Annotated in this window: 17 protein-coding genes and 1 pseudogene; 11 read left to right on the top strand and 7 right to left on the bottom strand. The window is 70.8% G+C overall.

Translation table 11 applies throughout. The features are described from left to right. Positions 1–22: 22 nt before the first annotated feature. Positions 23–349 carry a hypothetical protein gene (locus TN53_RS06680; protein ID WP_046257427.1) on the bottom strand — a complete coding sequence of 109 codons (327 nt, stop codon included), beginning with the start codon at positions 347–349 and terminating at the stop codon, positions 23–25. Between the two features lie 139 nt (positions 350–488). On the opposite strand from TN53_RS06680, the gene TN53_RS06675 reads away from it, so the two are divergent. The 9 genes from TN53_RS06675 to TN53_RS06635 all read left to right on the top strand — a co-directional run bounded on the left by TN53_RS06675 (position 489) and on the right by TN53_RS06635 (position 9,620). Then, positions 489–935 (top strand): potassium channel family protein, encoded by a 447-nt coding sequence (locus TN53_RS06675; protein ID WP_046257426.1) that lies wholly within the window; start codon positions 489–491, stop codon positions 933–935. Positions 936–1,035: 100 nt separating this feature from the next. Beyond that, entirely contained in the window at positions 1,036–2,445 is a 1,410-nt protein-coding gene (locus tag TN53_RS06670; RefSeq protein ID WP_046257425.1) for a cytochrome P450, read from the top strand. 290 nt (positions 2,446–2,735) lie between these two features. Further along, positions 2,736–3,368: a helix-turn-helix domain-containing protein gene (locus tag TN53_RS06665; protein ID WP_046257424.1), complete on the top strand. Its 633-nt coding sequence runs from the start codon at positions 2,736–2,738 to the stop codon at positions 3,366–3,368. A gap of 52 nt (positions 3,369–3,420) precedes the next feature. Continuing rightward, positions 3,421–4,755, top strand: a complete 1,335-nt coding sequence (locus TN53_RS06660) for a M24 family metallopeptidase (protein ID WP_046257470.1) — start codon at positions 3,421–3,423, stop codon at positions 4,753–4,755. Beyond that, positions 4,748–5,725, top strand: a complete 978-nt coding sequence (locus TN53_RS06655) for a thiamine pyrophosphate-dependent dehydrogenase E1 component subunit alpha (RefSeq protein WP_046257469.1) — start codon at positions 4,748–4,750, stop codon at positions 5,723–5,725. The genes TN53_RS06660 and TN53_RS06655 overlap by 8 nt, the downstream gene beginning before the upstream one ends. Then, positions 5,713–6,693: an alpha-ketoacid dehydrogenase subunit beta gene (locus TN53_RS06650; protein ID WP_046257423.1), complete on the top strand. Its 981-nt coding sequence runs from the start codon at positions 5,713–5,715 to the stop codon at positions 6,691–6,693. The genes TN53_RS06655 and TN53_RS06650 overlap by 13 nt, the downstream gene beginning before the upstream one ends. A gap of 22 nt (positions 6,694–6,715) precedes the next feature. Next, positions 6,716–8,059, top strand: coding sequence for an amidohydrolase family protein (locus TN53_RS06645; RefSeq protein WP_046257422.1), 1,344 nt, complete (start codon positions 6,716–6,718; stop codon positions 8,057–8,059). Then, on the top strand, positions 8,056–8,931 hold the full coding sequence (locus TN53_RS06640; protein WP_046257421.1) for a cupin domain-containing protein: 876 nt from the start codon (positions 8,056–8,058) through the stop codon (positions 8,929–8,931). Before TN53_RS06645 ends, TN53_RS06640 begins: the two co-directional genes overlap by 4 nt. Further along, entirely contained in the window at positions 8,928–9,620 is a 693-nt protein-coding gene (locus tag TN53_RS06635) for an SDR family oxidoreductase (RefSeq protein ID WP_046257420.1), read from the top strand. The genes TN53_RS06640 and TN53_RS06635 overlap by 4 nt, the downstream gene beginning before the upstream one ends. Here the strand turns inward: TN53_RS06635 and TN53_RS06630 are convergent. The 4 genes from TN53_RS06630 to TN53_RS06615 all read right to left on the bottom strand — a co-directional run bounded on the left by TN53_RS06630 (position 9,617) and on the right by TN53_RS06615 (position 12,255). Further along, a complete protein-coding gene (locus TN53_RS06630; protein ID WP_046257419.1) occupies positions 9,617–10,435 on the bottom strand; it encodes an SAM-dependent methyltransferase in 819 nt (272 codons plus the stop codon). The genes TN53_RS06635 and TN53_RS06630 overlap by 4 nt on opposite strands. A 110-nt stretch (positions 10,436–10,545) precedes the next feature. After that, positions 10,546–10,878 carry a DUF3140 domain-containing protein gene (locus TN53_RS06625; RefSeq protein ID WP_046257418.1) on the bottom strand — a complete coding sequence of 111 codons (333 nt, stop codon included), beginning with the start codon at positions 10,876–10,878 and terminating at the stop codon, positions 10,546–10,548. A 31-nt stretch (positions 10,879–10,909) separates the two neighbouring features. Further along, positions 10,910–11,389: a Dps family protein gene (locus tag TN53_RS06620; RefSeq protein WP_046257417.1), complete on the bottom strand. Its 480-nt coding sequence runs from the start codon at positions 11,387–11,389 to the stop codon at positions 10,910–10,912. A 134-nt stretch (positions 11,390–11,523) separates the two neighbouring features. Further along, positions 11,524–12,255: an alpha/beta fold hydrolase gene (locus TN53_RS06615; RefSeq protein WP_234441522.1), complete on the bottom strand. Its 732-nt coding sequence runs from the start codon at positions 12,253–12,255 to the stop codon at positions 11,524–11,526. Here TN53_RS06615 and TN53_RS06610 point away from each other — a divergent pair. Next, positions 12,197–12,709, top strand: a pseudogene (locus TN53_RS06610) (thiolase family protein); the annotation flags it as partial. The gene TN53_RS06615 and the pseudogene TN53_RS06610 sit on opposite strands and share 59 nt — an antisense overlap. 217 nt (positions 12,710–12,926) lie before the next feature. Further along, on the top strand, positions 12,927–13,700 hold the full coding sequence (locus tag TN53_RS06605) for a sulfite exporter TauE/SafE family protein (RefSeq protein ID WP_046257416.1): 774 nt from the start codon (positions 12,927–12,929) through the stop codon (positions 13,698–13,700). Here TN53_RS06605 and TN53_RS06600 read toward each other — a convergent pair. Continuing rightward, complete coding sequence (locus TN53_RS06600; protein WP_046257415.1) at positions 13,686–14,489, bottom strand: HAD-IIA family hydrolase; 804 nt, start codon at positions 14,487–14,489, stop codon at positions 13,686–13,688. The genes TN53_RS06605 and TN53_RS06600 overlap by 15 nt on opposite strands. 69 nt (positions 14,490–14,558) lie before the next feature. Next, positions 14,559–17,009, bottom strand: a complete 2,451-nt coding sequence (locus tag TN53_RS06595) for a hypothetical protein (protein ID WP_159038104.1) — start codon at positions 17,007–17,009, stop codon at positions 14,559–14,561. Positions 17,010–17,189 lie beyond the last annotated feature (180 nt).

The following is a 17,189-nucleotide window of genomic DNA, read 5'->3' as shown; positions in this document are numbered from 1 at the left end:
CCGGCCCGCACCGCTCACCAGCTCACTCGGACCGTTCGGGTGAGCGGTGCGGGAGATGGAAGTGGTGTTCGTGGGGGGTACGGGGTTCGTGCTCCGCGCGCCGGGCGCGTTCGGCGCGCCCGGCCTCCAGGACGTGCACCTTGCGGCCACCGCACTTGGGGCAGACCGCGTCGGCGAGGGGCGACCTGATGGCCTTGCCCGCCTCGTCGACGTACTCCTGTGTGGTCAGGCCCGAGGCGTCCAGCGGGTCGGTGAAGAACATGACCTGGAAGGTGGCCTCCCAGGTGTGGCCGCAGTCGCCGCAGGCGAACGCGAAGGTCTCCGGCACCGATCGGGGCTCCGGCGTCATGGGTCCTCCGTCGAGTGGGGGCGTCGACCCCAGCAGATGACGGCCTGCGGCGCACGGCAACTCGAACGAGCCGCCCGGCATGCCCGCCCGCGCACCGCCACCGACACTGACTCCAAGCGCCGCACCCGAAGGAGTCGCCATGCTGCCCGGATTCCTGACCAGGGCCGTCGAGTTGCTGCTGGCCCGGGAGGGGCGCTCGCTCCATCTCAAGGCGGCGGGCGGGGCCACGGCCGTTCTCGTGGTGGTGATGCTGCTCGGTTCATGGGCGGTGGTGGCCGCCGAGGACGGGGCGCGGGGCGCCAATCTGACGTCGTACCCGAAGGCGCTGTGGTGGTCGATCGAGACGGCGACGACCGTCGGATACGGCGACTTCTACCCGGTGACGCCGTGGGGCCGGGTCGTCGGCGCGGTGGTGATGGTCGTCGGCATCACCACGTACGGCATGGTCACCGCGGCCCTGGCCACCTGGTTCGTCGGCCGGGAACAGAAGCGCCGCCACCGACTGGGCCACGAGACGGTCCAGGCGCTGCACGAACGGTTCGACCGGCTGGAGCAGTTGGTGACCGGGAAGGGCGAACGGCACTGATCCCTACCGGTCGGTACCCCGGCACTCGACGCCCGTGACGCCTCGGGTAGGGTCCCGTGCGGTCTGTCATGGGCGGGTGCCGGAGGGGGGCGACAGCACGATGGAGTTCCATGTGGTCGACGAGGAGGAATCCACGTCGGACGGGGCACGGCTGGAGGACCTGTCTCCCGAACCCCTGCTGACCCGGGACTACGAGACGCGCCCCGCGCTCGTCTACGAGCGGCTGCGTGAGCGCCACGGTCCGGTCGCGCCGGTCGACCTGCTGGGCGTGCCCGCCTGGCTCGTGCTCGGCTACCGCGAGTCGCTCCAGGTGCTCCAGGACGACGCCGGCTGGCCGAAGGGGCTGGAGAACTGGCGGGCCCGCACCGAGGGCCGGGTGCCCGCCGACTGGCCGCTCGGCCCCTCCCTCGAGGTCAACCACGTGCTGATCCAGGGCGGTCCCGGCTACCCCCGGCTCCGCGGCGCCTGGGACACCGCCCTCAGGCCCTTCCAGGATCCGCGCCACCCGCAGGCCAAGCGGCTCAAGGCCGCCGTCACGGGCTACGCCGACGAGCTGATCGGCCTGCTCGCGCAGGGCGGCCGTACGGGGCTCGCCGATCTGTCGGCGCAGTTCTCCCGCCCGCTGCCGCTGATGGCGGCGAGCCATCTCCTCGGCTTCCCCGGCTCGCAGGGCGACGACGCCCTGATGGACATGTGGCGGGTGCTGGACGCCGGCCCGGACGCCGAACCCGCCCTGGCGCGACTGCTGGTGACGCTCTCGGAGCTGGCCGCCGCGAAGAGGGAGAAGCCGGGCGACGACTTCCCCTCGCATCTGCTCGCCGCCCACCCGGACCTCACGGTCGACGAACTGGCCCGCGAACTGTTCATGCTGCTCGGCATGACCTCCGACCACGTCGGCATCCTCATCTCCAACACCGTCGTCGAAGTGATCTCCGGCGAGGGCGACGGCGGGGTGCGCCAGACGCTGTCCGCCGGCATGGTCCGGGAGACCATGAACCGGGTGGTCATGCGCAAGCCGCCGCTGGTCAACTTCGTGCCGAGGTTCGCGGCCGCGGACACCCCGCTCGGCGACTACACCATCCACGCCGGCGACCCCGTGTGGGTCTCCGCCGCCGCCGCGCACGCCGACCCGCTGTTCGCCGGGCAGATGGCACCGGGCTCCTCCAGCATCAGCAGCCGGGCCCATCTGGCGTGGGGCGCGGGGCCCCGTCAGTGCCCGGCCCGGGAGCTGGCGTCGACGATCGCGGCGGCCGGGGTGAGCCGCATCGTCGAACGGTTCGGTCATCTGGAGCTCGCCCTGCCGGTGGACCAACTGCCGTGGCGTTCCTCGCCGTTCATGCGAGGACTGCGGTCCCTGCCGGTGCGCTACGAGCTGTCCGGCACGTTCGTGCCGGAGCCCGTACCGGCCGAGGCGCCCGCCACCGGCGTACCTCGGGCCCAGGACCCTGCCGTCAAGCGGCGGTCGTCGCTGTGGCGGTATCTGACGGGGCTCATCCGTTCGGGAGACTAGGGCCCTAGGTGACGGTGCCGTCGTTCGGGGGCCGTGTCGGTGCCCTGGGTCGTGGGTCCGTGGGCTGACCGCAGGCCAAGGGGCGGGGGCGGGTAGGAGGTGTGGGCGGTCAGTTCGGGGGAGTGAGGGGGTGGCGGGTATGGGCGCGGGGCGGCGTCTCGGCGGTGGCAGCCCTGCGTACCGGCGGCCCGGGGCGCGTCCGGTGCTGCGCCTGGCTGCGGTGCTGGCCGCGTGGTGGTCCCCGGATGTTCAATGGTGCTGCACATTCCCGCGAGGGAGAGGAGCCGCCCGTGTCCCCTGTCGCCGTGCCGCCCGTCGGTGCGCGCATCCGGCGGGCGCGCCTGGAGAGCGGGCTCAGTCTGCGGGCCCTCGCGCGTGAGGTCGGGGTCTCCGCGAGCCTGGTGTCGCAGATCGAGACCGGCAAGAGCCAGCCGTCGGTGAGCACGCTGTACGCGATCACGACGGCACTCGGCATCTCCGTCGAGTCGCTCTTCGAAGCGCGGGAGCCCGCCACCGCGACGGTCGGCGCCGCCGCGCTGCACGCGATGGCCGCCTTCGCCGCCGACCCGGGCCGACGCATAGGGCCCCTGGTCACCCCAGGTGAGCGGGAGGTCCTGGAGCTGGACTCGGGCGTCGTGTGGGAGCGGCTCGGACACGTCCCCGGCACGGACGCCGACTTTCTGCTGGTGACCTACCGGCCCGGCGGCTCCTCCGCCACATCAGGCGGTCTGATGCGCCACGCGGGCACCGAGTACGGCTATCTCACCTCCGGTGAACTCGTCCTCACCCTCGGTTTCGAGGAACGCGTCCTGCGCCCCGGCGACGCCGTGTGCTTCGAGTCGACGACCCCGCACCGCTACCGCAACGACGGCGCCGAACCGGCCGTGGGGGTCTGGTTCGTCGCCGGCCGGAGTGTTCAGTAGCACTTGACACTTCCGGGACACGGTCGTTGACTCGAAGGTGGGGGTGGTCGCCATGGCGATCCGCACTTTCGGACCGGGCGCCGTCGACTGGGAAGAGCGCGTCGACCTGGACCGGCTCCGCAGGCAACGGCTGGCCCGGCTGCACGAGACCCTGAACCGCTCCTCCCTCGGCGCGGTGCTCAGCTTCGACTTCGCCAACATCCGCTACATGACCGCCACGCACATCGGCACCTGGGCGATGGACAAGCTGATCCGCTTCGCCCTGCTGACGCGCGGTGGTGAACCGGTCGTCTGGGACTTCGGCTCCGCCGCCCGCCACCACCAGCTGTACAACCCCTGGCTCGACTACAGCGCCGGCAAGGACGGCCCGCCCACGGGCGCCCGCGCCGGCATCTCCACCCTCCGCGGTGCCTTCCACCCGGACGCCGGGATCGCCGAGGACGTCGCCGCGAAGATCGCCGCCGAGCTGCGCGAACACGGCCTGGCGGACGAGCCGTTGGGCATCGACGTCGCCGAGATGCCGGTCCTCGCCGCCCTGCGCGCCGAGGGCATCGACGTCGTCGACGGCCAGCAGGTCTTCCTGGAGGCCCGCCGCATCAAGACCCGCGACGAGATCTCCCTGCTGGCCCAGGCCTGCGCGATGGTCGACGCCGCGTACGAGGAGCTGTACGGCTATCTGCGGCCCGGCGTGCGTGAGAACGAGTGCGTGGGGCTCGTCAGCAAGATCCTGTACGACCTGGGGAGCGAGTACGTCGAAGGCGTCAACGCCATCTCCGGGGAACGCTGTTCGCCCCACCCGCACGTCTACAGCGACCGTCTGATCCGCCCCGGCGACCCCGCCTTCTTCGACATCCTGCACAGCCACCTGGGCTACCGCACCTGCTACTACCGCACCTTCGCCGTGGGCAGCGCGTCCGGCGCCCAGCGCGACGCGTACGTCCGCTGCCGGGAGTACATGGACGAGGCGATCGCGCTCGTCCGCCCCGGCGCCACCACCGCCGACATCGTCCGGGTCTGGCCGAGCGCCGAGGAGTTCGGCTTCGCCGACGAGACCGCCGCCTTCGCCCTGCAGTACGGCCACGGCGTCGGGCTGTCCATCTGGGAGAAGCCCATCTTCAGCCGCCTGGTCTCCCTGGACCACCCCGAAGTCCTCGAAGAGGGCATGGTGTTCGCCCTGGAGACCTACTGGCCGGCCGCCGACGGCTGGTCCGCGGCCCGTATCGAGGAGGAGCTCGTCGTCACCGCCGACGGCTGCGAGGTCATCACCAAGTTTCCCGCCGAGGAACTGCTGGTGGCGGGCCGCAAGTACTGGACGGTCGGCGGCGAACTCAACACCCGGCGGGAGTCGCAGTCCCATCTCAACCGGGGTGACTCCCATGGTGGATAGCGCCGAACTCCTCGCCCTGTACGAGCAGATGGTCCTCATCCGCGGTACCGAGAAGGCCGCCCACGACCTGTTCCTCCAGGGCCTCGTCAAGGGCACCACCCACCTCGCCGCCGGACACGAGGCGATCGCCGTCGGCGCGAGCGCCGCCCTGCGCGCCGACGACTACGTCTTCGCCACCTACCGCGGCCACCATCACGCCCTGGCGCGGGGCGCCACCCCCGAGGAGTGCCTCGCCGAACTCATGAGCCGGGCAACGGGGCTGTGCGGAGCCAAGGGCGGCTCCATGCACCTGACCAAGGCGGCCACCGGCATGCTCGGCTCCTACGCCATCGTCGGCGCCCACCTCCCGATGGCGGCCGGCGCGGCCTGGTCGGCGCGGCTGCGCGGCACCGACCAGGTCGCGGTGGCCTTCTTCGGTGACGGCGCGACCAACATCGGGGCCTTCCACGAGGCGCTGAACCTGGCCGCCGTGTGGAAGCTGCCCGTGCTGTTCGTCTGCGAGAACAACCTGTACATGGAGTACACGCCGATCGCCGCCGTCACCGCGGTCGCCCGGCCCGCCGCCGACCGGGCGCCCGCCTACGGCATCCCGGGGGAGACGGTCGACGGCAACGACGTCGTCGCGGTCCGGGACGCCGTCGCCGCCATGGCAGGGCGGGCTCGGGCAGGAGACGGGCCCGCTCTGCTGGAGGCCACGACCTACCGGCACTTCGGCCACAGCCGGTCCGACCCGGCGACCTACCGTCCGGCCGAGGAGGTCGAACGCTGGCTCAAGCACGACCCGTTGGACATCGCGCGGGGACGGCTGACCGAGCTGGGCGTGCCCGAGGCGACGCTCACCGCGGCCGACGAGCGCGCCCTGGACGTCGTACGGAAGGCGGTCGAGGCGGCGAAGAGCGCGCCCGCGCCCGATCCTGAGCAGGCACTGACCGACGTATGGGCCGACGGAGGTGCGGCGTGGCGGACGTGATCACCTACCGGGAGGCGGTCGCCGAGGGCATCGCGCGGGAGATGCGCCGGGACCCACGTGTCGTCTGTCTCGGCGAGGACATCGGGGAGGCCGGCGGGGTGTTCAAGACGACCGCCGGGCTGTTCAAGGAGTTCGGGCCGGAGCGGGTGTGGGACACGCCGATCTCCGAACAGGCCATCGTGGGCGCGGCGATGGGCGCGGCCATGACCGGGATGCGGCCGGTCGCGGAGATCATGTTCTCGGACTTTTTGGCCTGTTGTTGGGACTACCTCGCCAACGAGATACCCAAGGTGCGTTACATGACAGGCGGTCAGGTCACCGTGCCCCTCGTCGTTCGCACCGCCAACGGCGGCGGGCTCGGTTTCGGCGCCCAGCACTCGCAGGCCACCGAGAACTGGGCGCTCACCGTCCCCGGCCTGAAGATCGCGGCACCGGCGACGCCCGCCGACGTGATCGGCATGATGGCGGCGGCGATCCGCAGCGACGACCCCGTGGTCTTCTTCGAGCACAAGGGGCTGCTGGCGTCGAAGGGTTCGCCGCCGCCGTCGGACCATGTGGTCGAGCTGGGGCGCGCCGCCGTGGTGCGCGAGGGTGCCGACGTGACCCTCGTCGCCCTCGCCGCGATGGTGCCGGTGGCGCTGCGGGCGGCCGCCCGGCTCGCCGAGGAGGGTGTCGAGGCCGAGGTCGTCGATCTGCGCTGTCTGGTGCCGCTGGACATGAGCACCGTTCTCGCCTCGCTCGCCCGGACCTCGCGGCTCGTCACCGTGGAGGAGAACCCGTACCAGGGCGGCTGGGGCGCCACCGTCGTCTCGGTCGTCGCCGACGAGGGCTTCGGCCTGCTGGACGCGCCCGTGCGGAGGGTGGCGGGGGAGTGCGTCCCGTTGCCGTTCGCCGACGCGCTGGAGGAGCGGGTCATCCCCACCGTCGACAAGGTCGTGGCGACCGTCCGCGACCTCACCGCGTACTGAACACCCCGAAGGAGGAAGGGCGATGACCGTTCGGACACTCCTGCGCGCAGGTCACGTGATCTCGATGGACCCCGACATCGGGGACCTTCCCCGAGGGGACGTCCTCATCGAGGACGGGAAGATCGCGGCCGTACGACCCGAGATCAGCGCCGACGCCGAAGTCCTCGACATGACCGGCCGGATCGTGATCCCCGGCTTCGTCGACACCCACCGCCACACCTGGGAGGCCTCGATCCGCGGGGTCGCGCCGGACGCCACGCTCGACGACTACTTCGTCGACATCCTCGACACCTTCGCACCGCTCTACACCCCTGAGGACGTCTACGCGGCCAACCTGGCCGGCGCCCTGGAGTGCCTCAACGCAGGAATCACCACGCTCGTCGACTGGTCGCACATCAACAACACCCCCGAACACCCCGACGCCGCGATCCGGGCCCTCGCCGAGACCGGCATCCGCGCCCAGTACGCCTACGGCAGCGCCAACACCTCCCTCGCCGACTACTGGTTCGAGAGCAAGATCGCGATCCCGGGAGACGACGTACGACGGATCCGCGCCAGGTACTTCGCCTCCGACGACTCCCTGCTCACCATGGGCCTCGCCACCCGTGGTCCCGGCTTCTGTGTGAACGACGTCGTCATCGCGGAGTGGGGTCTGGCCCGGGAACTGGACATCCCGCTCACCGTCCATGTCGGTATGGGCCGGCTGGCCGGCCGCTTCGGCATGGTCAAGCAGCTCCACGACCTGGGGCTCCTCGGTCCGGACACCACCTACATCCACTGCTGCTACTTCAGCGAGGAGGAGTGGCGGATGGTCGCCGACAGCGGCGGTACGGTGTCCGTCGCGCCGCAGGTCGAGACGCAGATGGGGCACGGCTGGCCGCCGGTGATGAAGGCGATCGAGCACGGGCTGCGGCCATCCTTGAGCATCGACGTCGTCACCACCGTCCCCGGCGACATGTTCACCCAGATCCGCGCGGCCTTCGGTGCCGAACGCGCCCGCGTCAACGCGGAGTGCTGGCAGGCCGATGTCCCGGTGCCCGAAACGATGCTGACGGCCCGTCGGATGCTGGAGATCGCCACCCTCAACGGTGCCCACGTGGCGGGCCTGGAGGACCGCACCGGCTCCCTCACACCCGGCAAGCGGGCCGACGTCGTCGCGATCGACGCCACCGCGCTGAACGTGGCGCCGGTGCACGACGCGGCGGCCGCGGTGGCGCTGTCCGCCGACGTCTCCAATGTGGACACCGTGCTCGTCGACGGCGTGATCCGCAAGCGGGACGGCAAGTTGACCGCCGACGTGGCCCGCGCCCGGCGCCTCGTCGAGGAGTCCCGCGACCGGCTCCTGGCCGCGAAGGCCGCCCGGTGACCGCTCACCTGGTACGCCGCGCCACCGACGTACCGCCGTCGGAGTACGACGAACACGGCTATCGGCGGCGGGAGTTGGTCGGCGAGGACGACGGCAGCGTCCATACCGGCTTCGGCGTCTGCGAGTTGCTGCCGGACGGTGCGATCGGGCCCCACGTCCACTCGTACGAGGAGAGCTTCTGCGTGCTCGACGGGACCGTCGTCCTCGACGTGCCCGAAGGGTCGTATCTCCTCGAAGAGGGCGACTACGGGCTGCTGCCGACAGGTGTCCCGCACGCCTGGCGGGGCGCCGGGGACACCGCCGCACGCTGGGCGGACATGCTGGCGCCCGTGCCGCGTGCCCGCTACGGCCACGACACCCAGGCGGTGCCCGCGCTGCCCCGCCGAGGCCCCGTCCGCCTCGACGTCCGTGACCCGCGCACCCGTTCCTTCGGGCACTTCGAGCCCGCGCAGATGGAACCCGGCAAACAGTCCCAGGACCTGCTCGCGGTGTCGGCGAGCATGCGCACCGCGCTGCTCGTCTACAGCGGGATCACGGTGAAGATGATGGTCGACGGCGACCTGGGCGCGGTCGCCTCGACGATGTTCATGGTGCAGTACGCCCCGGACGGCGTCGCGGGCACGCACGACCACCCCTTCGAGGAGACGTACCTGATCCTCGAAGGGGCCGTGGACGCCACCTTCGACGGCTCGGTGCACCGGCTGGGGCCCGGCGATGTGGCCTGGGCGGGCGCCGGTTGTGTACACGGGTTCACCAACGCCGGTGCGGGGCCGGTGCGTTGGCTGGAGACCCAGGCGCCTCAGCCGCCGACCCGCCACTCGTACCGGTTCACACGGGACTGGCAGTACCTTCAGGAGGCGCTGGAGTCATGAGCAGTGTGCTCGTCGTCGGTGGTACGTCGGGGATCGGCCGCGAGTTCGCCCGCTTCCGTGCGGGGCGGGGGGACGAGGTGGTCCTCACCGGCAGGGACGCCCATCGTGCCGGCACGGCGGCCAAGGAGGTCGGTGCGCTGCGAGGCATCGCCCTCGACCTGTCGCGGCCACGGGAGATCGCGGCAGCGCTCGGCGGCATCGGGTCTGTCGACCATCTCGTCCTGGCCGGTGTCGCCCGCGACGACAACCGGGTGAGCCAGTACGACATCGAGGCCGCCCTGAACCTGGTGACGTTGAAGCTCGTCGGCTACACCGAGGTCGTGCACGCCCTCCGGGACCGGCTGCACGACGACAGTGCCGTCGTCGTGTTCGGCGGCCAGGCCAAGGAGCGGCCCTACCCGGGCGCGACGACCGTGGCGACCGTCAACGCGGGAGTGCGCGGACTGGTGAACACCCTCGCCGTCGAACTCGCCCCCGTCCGTGTCAACGCCCTCCACCCCGGAGTCGTCGGGGACAGCCCGTACTGGCTGGCCAAACCGGGGGAGGTGCTCGCCCGACTGCGCACCGGGACACCCACCGGACGGCTCGCCACGATGGCGGACGTGGTGGACGCCGTGGACTTCCTGCTGCGCAACCGGTCGGTCAACGCCGTCGAACTCGCGGTGGACGGGGGGTGGTTGCTGGGCTAGGACTTGATCCCGACGGCCCCGTAGAGCGACACCGGTCCCGCTGCGGGGTCGGGCGTCTCGGCCACCGCGAGTTCGGGACGCCAGTCCTTGACCGACACGATCCCCGGCTCCAGCACGTCGAGTCCCTCGAAGAAGCGGCCGAACTCGTCCCGGGTACGGGCCACCAGCGTCACTCCGCCCGCCGCGTAGGCCTCGATGCCCCGCTGTACGTTCTCCGGCTCGAAGTCGGCGGTCATCGCGGACAGCACCAGAGCACTGCCCGGAGCCAGCGCGCCGACCAGCGCGTCCACCAGGTCGTACGCGCCGTCCTCGGCGGCGACGAAGTGCATGAGGGCGATGAGCGACAGGGCGACGGGCCGGTCGAAGTCGAGGATCTGCCCCGCCTGTTCGAGGATCGTCCGCGGCTCGCGCACGTCGGCTTCGATGTACTCCGTCACGCCCTCCTCGGTGCCGCGCAGCAGGGCGCCGGCGTGGGCGAGGACGATCGGGTCGTTGTCGACGTAGACGACGCGGGCGTCCGCGGCGACCTGCTGGGCGATCTGGTGGAGATTGGGCTCGGTGGGGATGCCGGTGCCGATGTCCAGGAACTGGCGGATTCCCGCGTTCGCGGCCAGCCGGCGGATGGCCCGGTTCATGAACCAGCGATTGGCGCGCGCGGCCCGCGGGGCGTCGCCGCTGAGCGAGGCGATCTGACGGCCGAGGGCCTCGTCGACCGGGTAGTTGTCCTTGCCGCCGAGGTACCAGTCGTAGACGCGGGCCGGGTGCGGCCTGGTCGTGTCGATCCGCTGGACGGCGGCCGGCTCGGTCCCGGTCACGTGTGGCTCCTCTGCTCGCCCGTCAAGGTTGCGAGCAGTCTCGCACGATCATCCGGGCCCGGCGGAGTCGGTCTTCGGCCACCTGCTTCAGGTCAACTGCGCTGTCATTCCTACGGTTTGAGCGGATCGTGGCCCAGCGTCATCAGCAGGTGCCGACGCCGCGTGTCCTCGGCCGCCGGCTCGTTCTCCGGGTCCGTCTGTGCCGAGACGGTGTCCACCACCTCGTACATCACCTGGACGTCGTCATCGGTGAGATCCGTGCGCCGCTTCTGCAGGATCGCCAGGACGTGCTGTCCGGTGGGCGACCCGGCGTGTTCCGGCAGCGGCTCGGTGTCCTCGTCGGCGTCGCTGACCCGCAGCCAGGCCGCCAGTTCCTGCGAGGTCATGTTCACCGCGCGGTGGAAGTCCTCCCACAGCGCGTCGAGTTCGAGGGCGTCGGTCATCGCGTGCCCCTTCCGTACGTAGAGGTGGCGGTCAGTCCCGCGGCCAGTTCTCCGCGTCGAACATCCAACGCTGCTTCTCCAGTTCCGCCGTGATGCCGATCAGCAGGTCCTGGGTGACCGGGTCCGCCTTCTCCGTCGCGCCGATGCGCTCACGCAGCCGGGCGATCGCCGTCTCCAGGGTCTCCTGCATCAGAGCGACGACCTCGTTGTCCCGCTGCCAGCCCTCCTTCGTGCCGGGCAGGGTGTACGCGGTGGCGATCGTCTCCGGGCGGCCGTCGGGCGGCAGCCCGAGCGCCGCGGCGCGCTCCGCCACGGTGTCGGAGTAGGTGCGGGCGGTGTCCACCACCTCGTCCAGTTGCAGGTGGATGGAGCGGAAGCGCGGGCCGACGATGTTCCAGTGCGCCTGCTTCCCGATCAGCGACAGCCCGAGCAGATCCACGAGCGTGCTCTGCAGGGCGTCCCCGGCGATCCGTCGGGCGTCCTCGGGAAGGGTGCTCCTCACCACGGTCATACCGTGCTCCTCCTTCTGGCGTGGTTCGTGCCTGGTACGGAGCGGTGCGAGGCGTCCCTGGTCACAGGCAGCCTGCCGCGACCACTCCACGGGGGCGCGGGTGCCCAGGGCGAACCGGTGCAAACGCCGCGGGATCAGCCGTCGAGCACACCGTCCAGGAAACGGGTGAGGTCGGCGAGGACTTCCGCCCTGTTCGTCTCGTTGAACACCTCGTGCCGGGCGCCCGGATAGATCCGCTCGGTCAGGACACCCCCGCTGAGCTGCTCGACCCCGACGCGGCTGCCGCCGAGCGGCACCAGCCGGTCGTCGTCGCCGTGCAGCCACAGCAGGGGGAGCCGGCCGATGTCACCGCCCTTGGCCACCGTCTCCAGTGTGCGCAGGAACGACTCGACCGTCGGCCGCTTCATCGGCCCGTGCCAGACCAGCGGATCCGCCACGTACGCCGCTCCCACCGCGGGATCACGGGAGAGCGAGGCCGGGCTGATGGGCGTGTCGGGGATCTCGTCCAGGGCGATCAGCCGCCGGGGCAGCTCCCGGTCGCCGATCACCGGTCCGGACAGGACGAGCGCGGTGAGCTCGGTTCCGTGGCGCTGTGCGAAGCGGGCGGAGATCAGACCGCCCATGGAGTGTCCGATCAGGACGACCGGCAGGCCCGGGTGGGCGGCCCGGGCGAAGTCGGCCACGGTGTGCACATCGGTGACCACGTCCTCGAAGTCCTCTACCAGCACCCGCTCGCCCGCCGACTTCCCCTGGCCCCGGTGGTCGGGCCCGAAGACCGCGGCGTGCCGGTGGAGGACATCGGCGAGCTCCTCGTACCGGAAGCTGTCCCGGCTGAAGCCGGTCTTCCGGCAGAGCGGGAGCGTCACGGCCGGCAACGCCGCACCCATGAACGACGGCGCCGCGGGCCTTCTCCTGGTCAGCGAGGAGGCACTGAACGACCTCGGCCTGGACTCGCTCGGCCGCTATGTCGCCGGCGCCTCCGCCGGCGTTCACCCCGACGTGATGGGCATCGGCCCCGTCCCCGCCACACAGAAGGTGCTCGCCCGCGCCGACTGGACCGTCGGCGACATCCAGGAGGCCGAGTTCGACGAGGTCTTCGCCGCCCAGGCCCTCGCCTGCGTGGACCGCCTCGGCATCGATCCGGAGCTGGTCAACCCGAGCGGCGGCGCGATCGCGCTCGGCCATCCGCTGGGCTGCTCGGGGGCACGCATCCTCACGACGCTGCTGCACCGCATGCGGCGGACGGGGGCGGCGCGGGGCCTCGCGACGATGTGCGTGGGCGTGGGGCAGGGGAGCGCGGTGCTGGTGCAGAGGCACTAAGCGCTCCGCCGGCAGTGCGGTGGACGGGTTGTTGTTCGTCTGCGGCGCCGTCGTGGCTGGTCGCGCCCACGCGGCGGCAGCCGCAAACTGACACAGCCCCGCGCCCCTTCGGGCGCTACCTGACCGCAGTGGACTTCACCCGGCCCGCTCAGGGCCGGGTCATCAGGCGAGACGCTCCTTACGCCACCCATTAGATGCGCATAGCATCGGGTTCCGCATGAACACGATGACGCTCTGGCACATAACCGGCTGGGAGTTCGCCGCCCTCGCCTTCGCGGCCCTCCTCGTCGGCTTCTCGAAGACCGCCGTGAGCGGGGCCAACACGGTCAGCCTCGCCATTTTCGCCGCGGTCCTGCCCGCCCGCGCCTCGACCGGCGTCCTGCTGCCGATCCTGATCGCCGGCGACGTGCTCGCCGTCCTCACCTACCGGCGCCACGCCCACTGGCCGACCCTGTGGAAGCTGTTCCCGGCGGTCGCGGCGGGCGTGGTCGCCGGCACGCTGTTCCTGATGTGGGCCGACGACGAGATGGTCCGGACGTCGATCGGCGCCATCCTGCTGCTCATGGCGGCCGTGACGGTGTGGCGCCGCCGCGCAGCCGACCAGGCCGACGAACCGGACTCGGTCGCCACGAAGACGGGCCGGATCAAGGCCCGTTCCTACGGCGTCCTGGGCGGTTTCACCACCATGGTCGCCAACGCCGGCGGCCCGGTGATGTCGATGTACCTTCTGTCGGCGGGCTTCCGGAAGCTGGGCTTCCTGGGCACCTCCGCCTTCTTCTTCCTGATCGTCAACACGTCCAAGGTGCCCTTCAGCGTGGGCCTCGGCCTGATCGACGGCCACTCGCTCCTGCTCGACGCCGCGCTCGTGGCGTTCGTCGTGCCCGGCGCATTTCTCGGCAAGTGGGCCGTGAACAGGATCAACCAGCGGCTCTTCGAACAGCTCGTGATCGCGGCGACGATCGTCGGCGGCCTCCAGCTACTGCTCCGCTGACCACGCCCGGAGCAGTGCGGGCAGCTGCGCGAACGAGTCGATCACATGGTCCGGGGTGCCGCTCGCGTCCCGATGCGTCTGAGGCAGATACTTGCCCGTCCTGACCAGCACGCCCGTGACACCGGCGGCCTGCGCCGCCAGAACGTCCGACTCCACGTCGTCCCCCACCATCACCGCCTCGTCCGCACCGGCCCCCAGCCGGGCCAGCGCCGAGGCGAAGAACGCGCGCGACGGCTTCCCCGTCACCACGGCCTCGGTACGGGCCGCCTTCTCCAGCCCCACCAGGAACGCACCCGCGTCCAGTTGAAGTCCGTCGTCGGTACGCCAGTACAGATTCCGGTGCATCGCCACCAGCCGCGCGCCGCGCTGGAGATGCCCGAACGCCCGGTTGAGCGCAACGTAGTCGAACTCGGGCCCCGCACCCCCGACGATCACGACGTCCGGGACGGTCCCGGTGTCCCCGGCATCGATCACGTCCACGTCCCCGAGGTCCTGCCCGATGTCCCCGCTGTTCAGCAGCGCACAGCGCGCCCCCGGGAAATGCTCGGTGACATACGCGGCGGTGACGGCGGGCGCGGTCAGGATGTCCCGCGCCGTCACCGGGAACCCCGCCTGCGCCAGCGTCCCGGCGATCGACGCCCGTGTCCGGGACGTCGTGTTGGTGACCAACGCGACGGCGAGACCGGCCTCGCGGATCTCCCGCAACGCCTCGACCGCACCCGGCAACGGCTCCCACGAGACGGTGAGAACCCCGTCGATGTCGATCAGTACGGCGCGCACGGAGTCCATGGCAGGACGATAGCGATCCGCCCGGGCCGGGCGGAGCGATCCGAACGCATGCCACACGACCCCCACACTTCAGGGCGTGGCGGTCGGGCTCGCGGGTGAGGGGCTCTGCGGAACGGCGGGCGACTCGGGGTTGGCCGGGCCGGACTGGAGCATCGCCACGGTCGCCGCACCCGCCAGCGCGGTCGCGACCGTGGTGGCCATGGCCACGATCACGGTGGCAGCGGGCGCGGTGACCGTGGAGAGCCGGCGCAGATCGCGCAGTCCGCTCCACGGCAGGCCGGCCAGCCGGGCCAGCCGGATCTCCCAGGACAGTCCCAGGCCGTAGCAGAAGACGACGATTTCTCCGGTGCGCAGCAGCAGAACGGTCAGTGTCTCGCGGGTGGAATACGGCGCGGACAAGGGGATGAGGGTCAGTTCGGGGAGGAGGACCGCCAGGAGGAAGAACGTCGACTTGGCGACCGGAACCTGCCCGGGAAGCCTCGGGTAGAAGTAGCCGTAGAACGCCGCGTAAACGACCCAGCGGAGGATGTGCAGCGCGAGCATGGTGAGCTCGGTGAATGAGACGGCGGGAAAGACCGATTCCCAGGAGCGCAGGTCGATGACGATCACGGGGGTGGCGAACACCAGGCCCAGGATCCCGGTTTCCAGTGCGTTCTGACGGGGTGTCCGGGCGGCGCTGCTGGCCAGTGCGGGGTTCGTCGAGACGAAGTGCTTGTTTCTGAGCGGGATGGGCCGCTCGGCGAAGTCACGCCACTTCATCTCGAATTCCCTGGCCCCGGTTTCCTCGGCGCTCAGTGAGCTGTGAGCCGACTTGTGGAAACCCATCCAGGCCTGCCGGTGGAGCCGGTTGCGTGCCTCCGCGTGCATCAGACGCACATAGGCTCCGGGGCTGAGCCGGGAGAGGCGGTAGGCGAATTCCGCTTTGGTCCTCGGCAGCAGGAACCAGAAGGTGATCACTCCGAGGACGCAGGCGATCACATCGCTGGCCATGAAGGACACGTTGGCCATCAGCGGACTGATCGACAGGCCGACGAGCAGTACGCCGCACAGGCGGACGCCGCCGTCGCGCATGGCGTCCGCGTCGGCACCCCGCCGCAGGACGACGGCGGCGCAGGCCGCCGCGGTGGCCAGAGCCGCGAGCTCGATCAGCCCGTAGGCGACGGAAGAGGCCGTGGCGTCGGCCACCACCCGGAAGAGAGCGTCGTCCCCGCTCCAGGTGAGGTACTTGCTCGCGGGGAAGAGGCACAGGGCGGCGCAGAAGGCGGCCAGGGCCAGGGCGCCGATGCGCCAGTCACCGAGACCGCGCGCGCAGAACGTCAGTGCGGCGGCCCAGGAGAGCGAGCAGCCGACCGCCAGGGCGAACGTGGGGCCGACCGGAAGGGGAGCCTCCAGCAGGGGCGCGAGCCAGAGACCGGTGAACAACAGGGAGCCCAGCCCCGCGCCCGCCCACGGGCCGCGCCCGAGCATCACCGAGGCCCAGGTGAGCGCGGAGACCGCCATGCAGCCGATGGCGACGAGCCGTGGGCCCTCCACCCGGTCGGCGTACCGGACGAGCACCGCCAGCACAGCCAGGACCACGGCGGCGAAGGGCACGGCCGTGCCGTACCTCAGCAGGCGCGGGAGCGGTGGCCGACCCTGGTTCTCCCGATGGCGGGTGACGGCGATGACCAGCAGGGCGGGCAGCAGCAGACTCCACCACGCGAAGGAGAGGTCGATCAGGAACGTCCCCGGCGTTCCGTCCTGGAGAAGGGAACTGTCCGAGGTGCCGAGAACGAAGCCGGTCGTCGTACTGATCCCCGTCACCGCGACGCAGACGCCCACGGGGACACGGGGAAACCGGGAACGCGCCAGCAACAGGCCGATGCCGGCGGCCGCGAGCACCAGTGCCAGCTCGTTGCGGAGGGCGTCCGCGGGTTCCGTTCTCTCCTCGGTGGCGAGAGCGGCACCGCTGCCGTCCGGGGCCAGGTAGATGTGGAATCCTGCGTCGGGCTCCTGGGTGCGGACCTTGACCGAGTGCGGTTCCTGAACGTATGGATTCGCCTCGTATATTCCGGTGAACGAATACCCTTCCGCGGTGAAATCGAAGTCGCGCCGGCCTATCGGAGGGGTGTTCCTGCCGCTGCTGTCATAGCCGCAATAGAAACCGATCGACGTCGCGTCCGTCAGATCGAGCGTGGTGCGGGGGATCGGGAAACTCGCGATGACCTGATCGTCGCGGACGGTGATCCGTGGCGCCTGGGGATAGGTCCAGCCGGAAGCGGGGGTGTGGACGGAGCAGGCCATCGCCCACACGAAGTTCGACCAGTCGGATGTGACGCCACCGTGCCGCAGTACCGCGGCCAGGGGATCACCCAGGGGCACGGTGAGGACTTCCTCGCCGCTGATCTCGAGTTCACCGCTGCTGTTCTCGGTGAAGGAAAGCGAATAGGTCGAGGTGCGCTTCTCCTGTCCTTCGGAGAAGCCGAGCCAGTAGGTGACTTCATCGGGGGTCTCTTCGTCGGCCGTGAAATCCTTGCCCACGGTCTCGACGGTCCACATCATCTCGGGCGCAACTCGATAGCAGAGGAGAGTGGCGAACAACGCCAAGAGTGCTGCCCCGGCAATCCGAAATACGCGAAAATGTATCCAAGGAAGTCCCTGCACCGGCGAAGTGTAGCGGCGGCCGTGTCGAACCGTATAGACAGCGGAAATCGAACGAAC

The organism is Streptomyces sp. WM6386, from assembly GCF_000972385.1.
Classification (GTDB): domain Bacteria; phylum Actinomycetota; class Actinomycetes; order Streptomycetales; family Streptomycetaceae; genus Streptomyces.
Note: the sequence above shows the minus strand (reverse complement) of the source record. Positions and strands in the feature narration are given on the sequence as shown.

Bases quoted from the DNA above. Each gene is read 5' to 3' on its own strand.
- TN53_RS06660 (WP_046257470.1), top strand. From the start codon at position 3,421: ATGGCGATCCGCACTTTCGGACCGGGCGCCGTCGACTGGGAAGAGCGC.
- TN53_RS06670 (WP_046257425.1), top strand. From the start codon at position 1,036: ATGGAGTTCCATGTGGTCGACGAGGAGGAATCCACGTCGGACGGGGCA.
- TN53_RS06620 (WP_046257417.1), bottom strand. From the start codon at position 11,389: ATGACCGTGGTGAGGAGCACCCTTCCCGAGGACGCCCGACGGATCGCC.
- TN53_RS06645 (WP_046257422.1), top strand. From the start codon at position 6,716: ATGACCGTTCGGACACTCCTGCGCGCAGGTCACGTGATCTCGATGGAC.
- TN53_RS06635 (WP_046257420.1), top strand. From the start codon at position 8,928: ATGAGCAGTGTGCTCGTCGTCGGTGGTACGTCGGGGATCGGCCGCGAG.
- TN53_RS06675 (WP_046257426.1), top strand. From the start codon at position 489: ATGCTGCCCGGATTCCTGACCAGGGCCGTCGAGTTGCTGCTGGCCCGG.
- TN53_RS06605 (WP_046257416.1), top strand. From the start codon at position 12,927: ATGAACACGATGACGCTCTGGCACATAACCGGCTGGGAGTTCGCCGCC.
- TN53_RS06680 (WP_046257427.1), bottom strand. From the start codon at position 349: ATGACGCCGGAGCCCCGATCGGTGCCGGAGACCTTCGCGTTCGCCTGC.
- TN53_RS06600 (WP_046257415.1), bottom strand. From the start codon at position 14,489: ATGGACTCCGTGCGCGCCGTACTGATCGACATCGACGGGGTTCTCACC.
- TN53_RS06625 (WP_046257418.1), bottom strand. From the start codon at position 10,878: ATGACCGACGCCCTCGAACTCGACGCGCTGTGGGAGGACTTCCACCGC.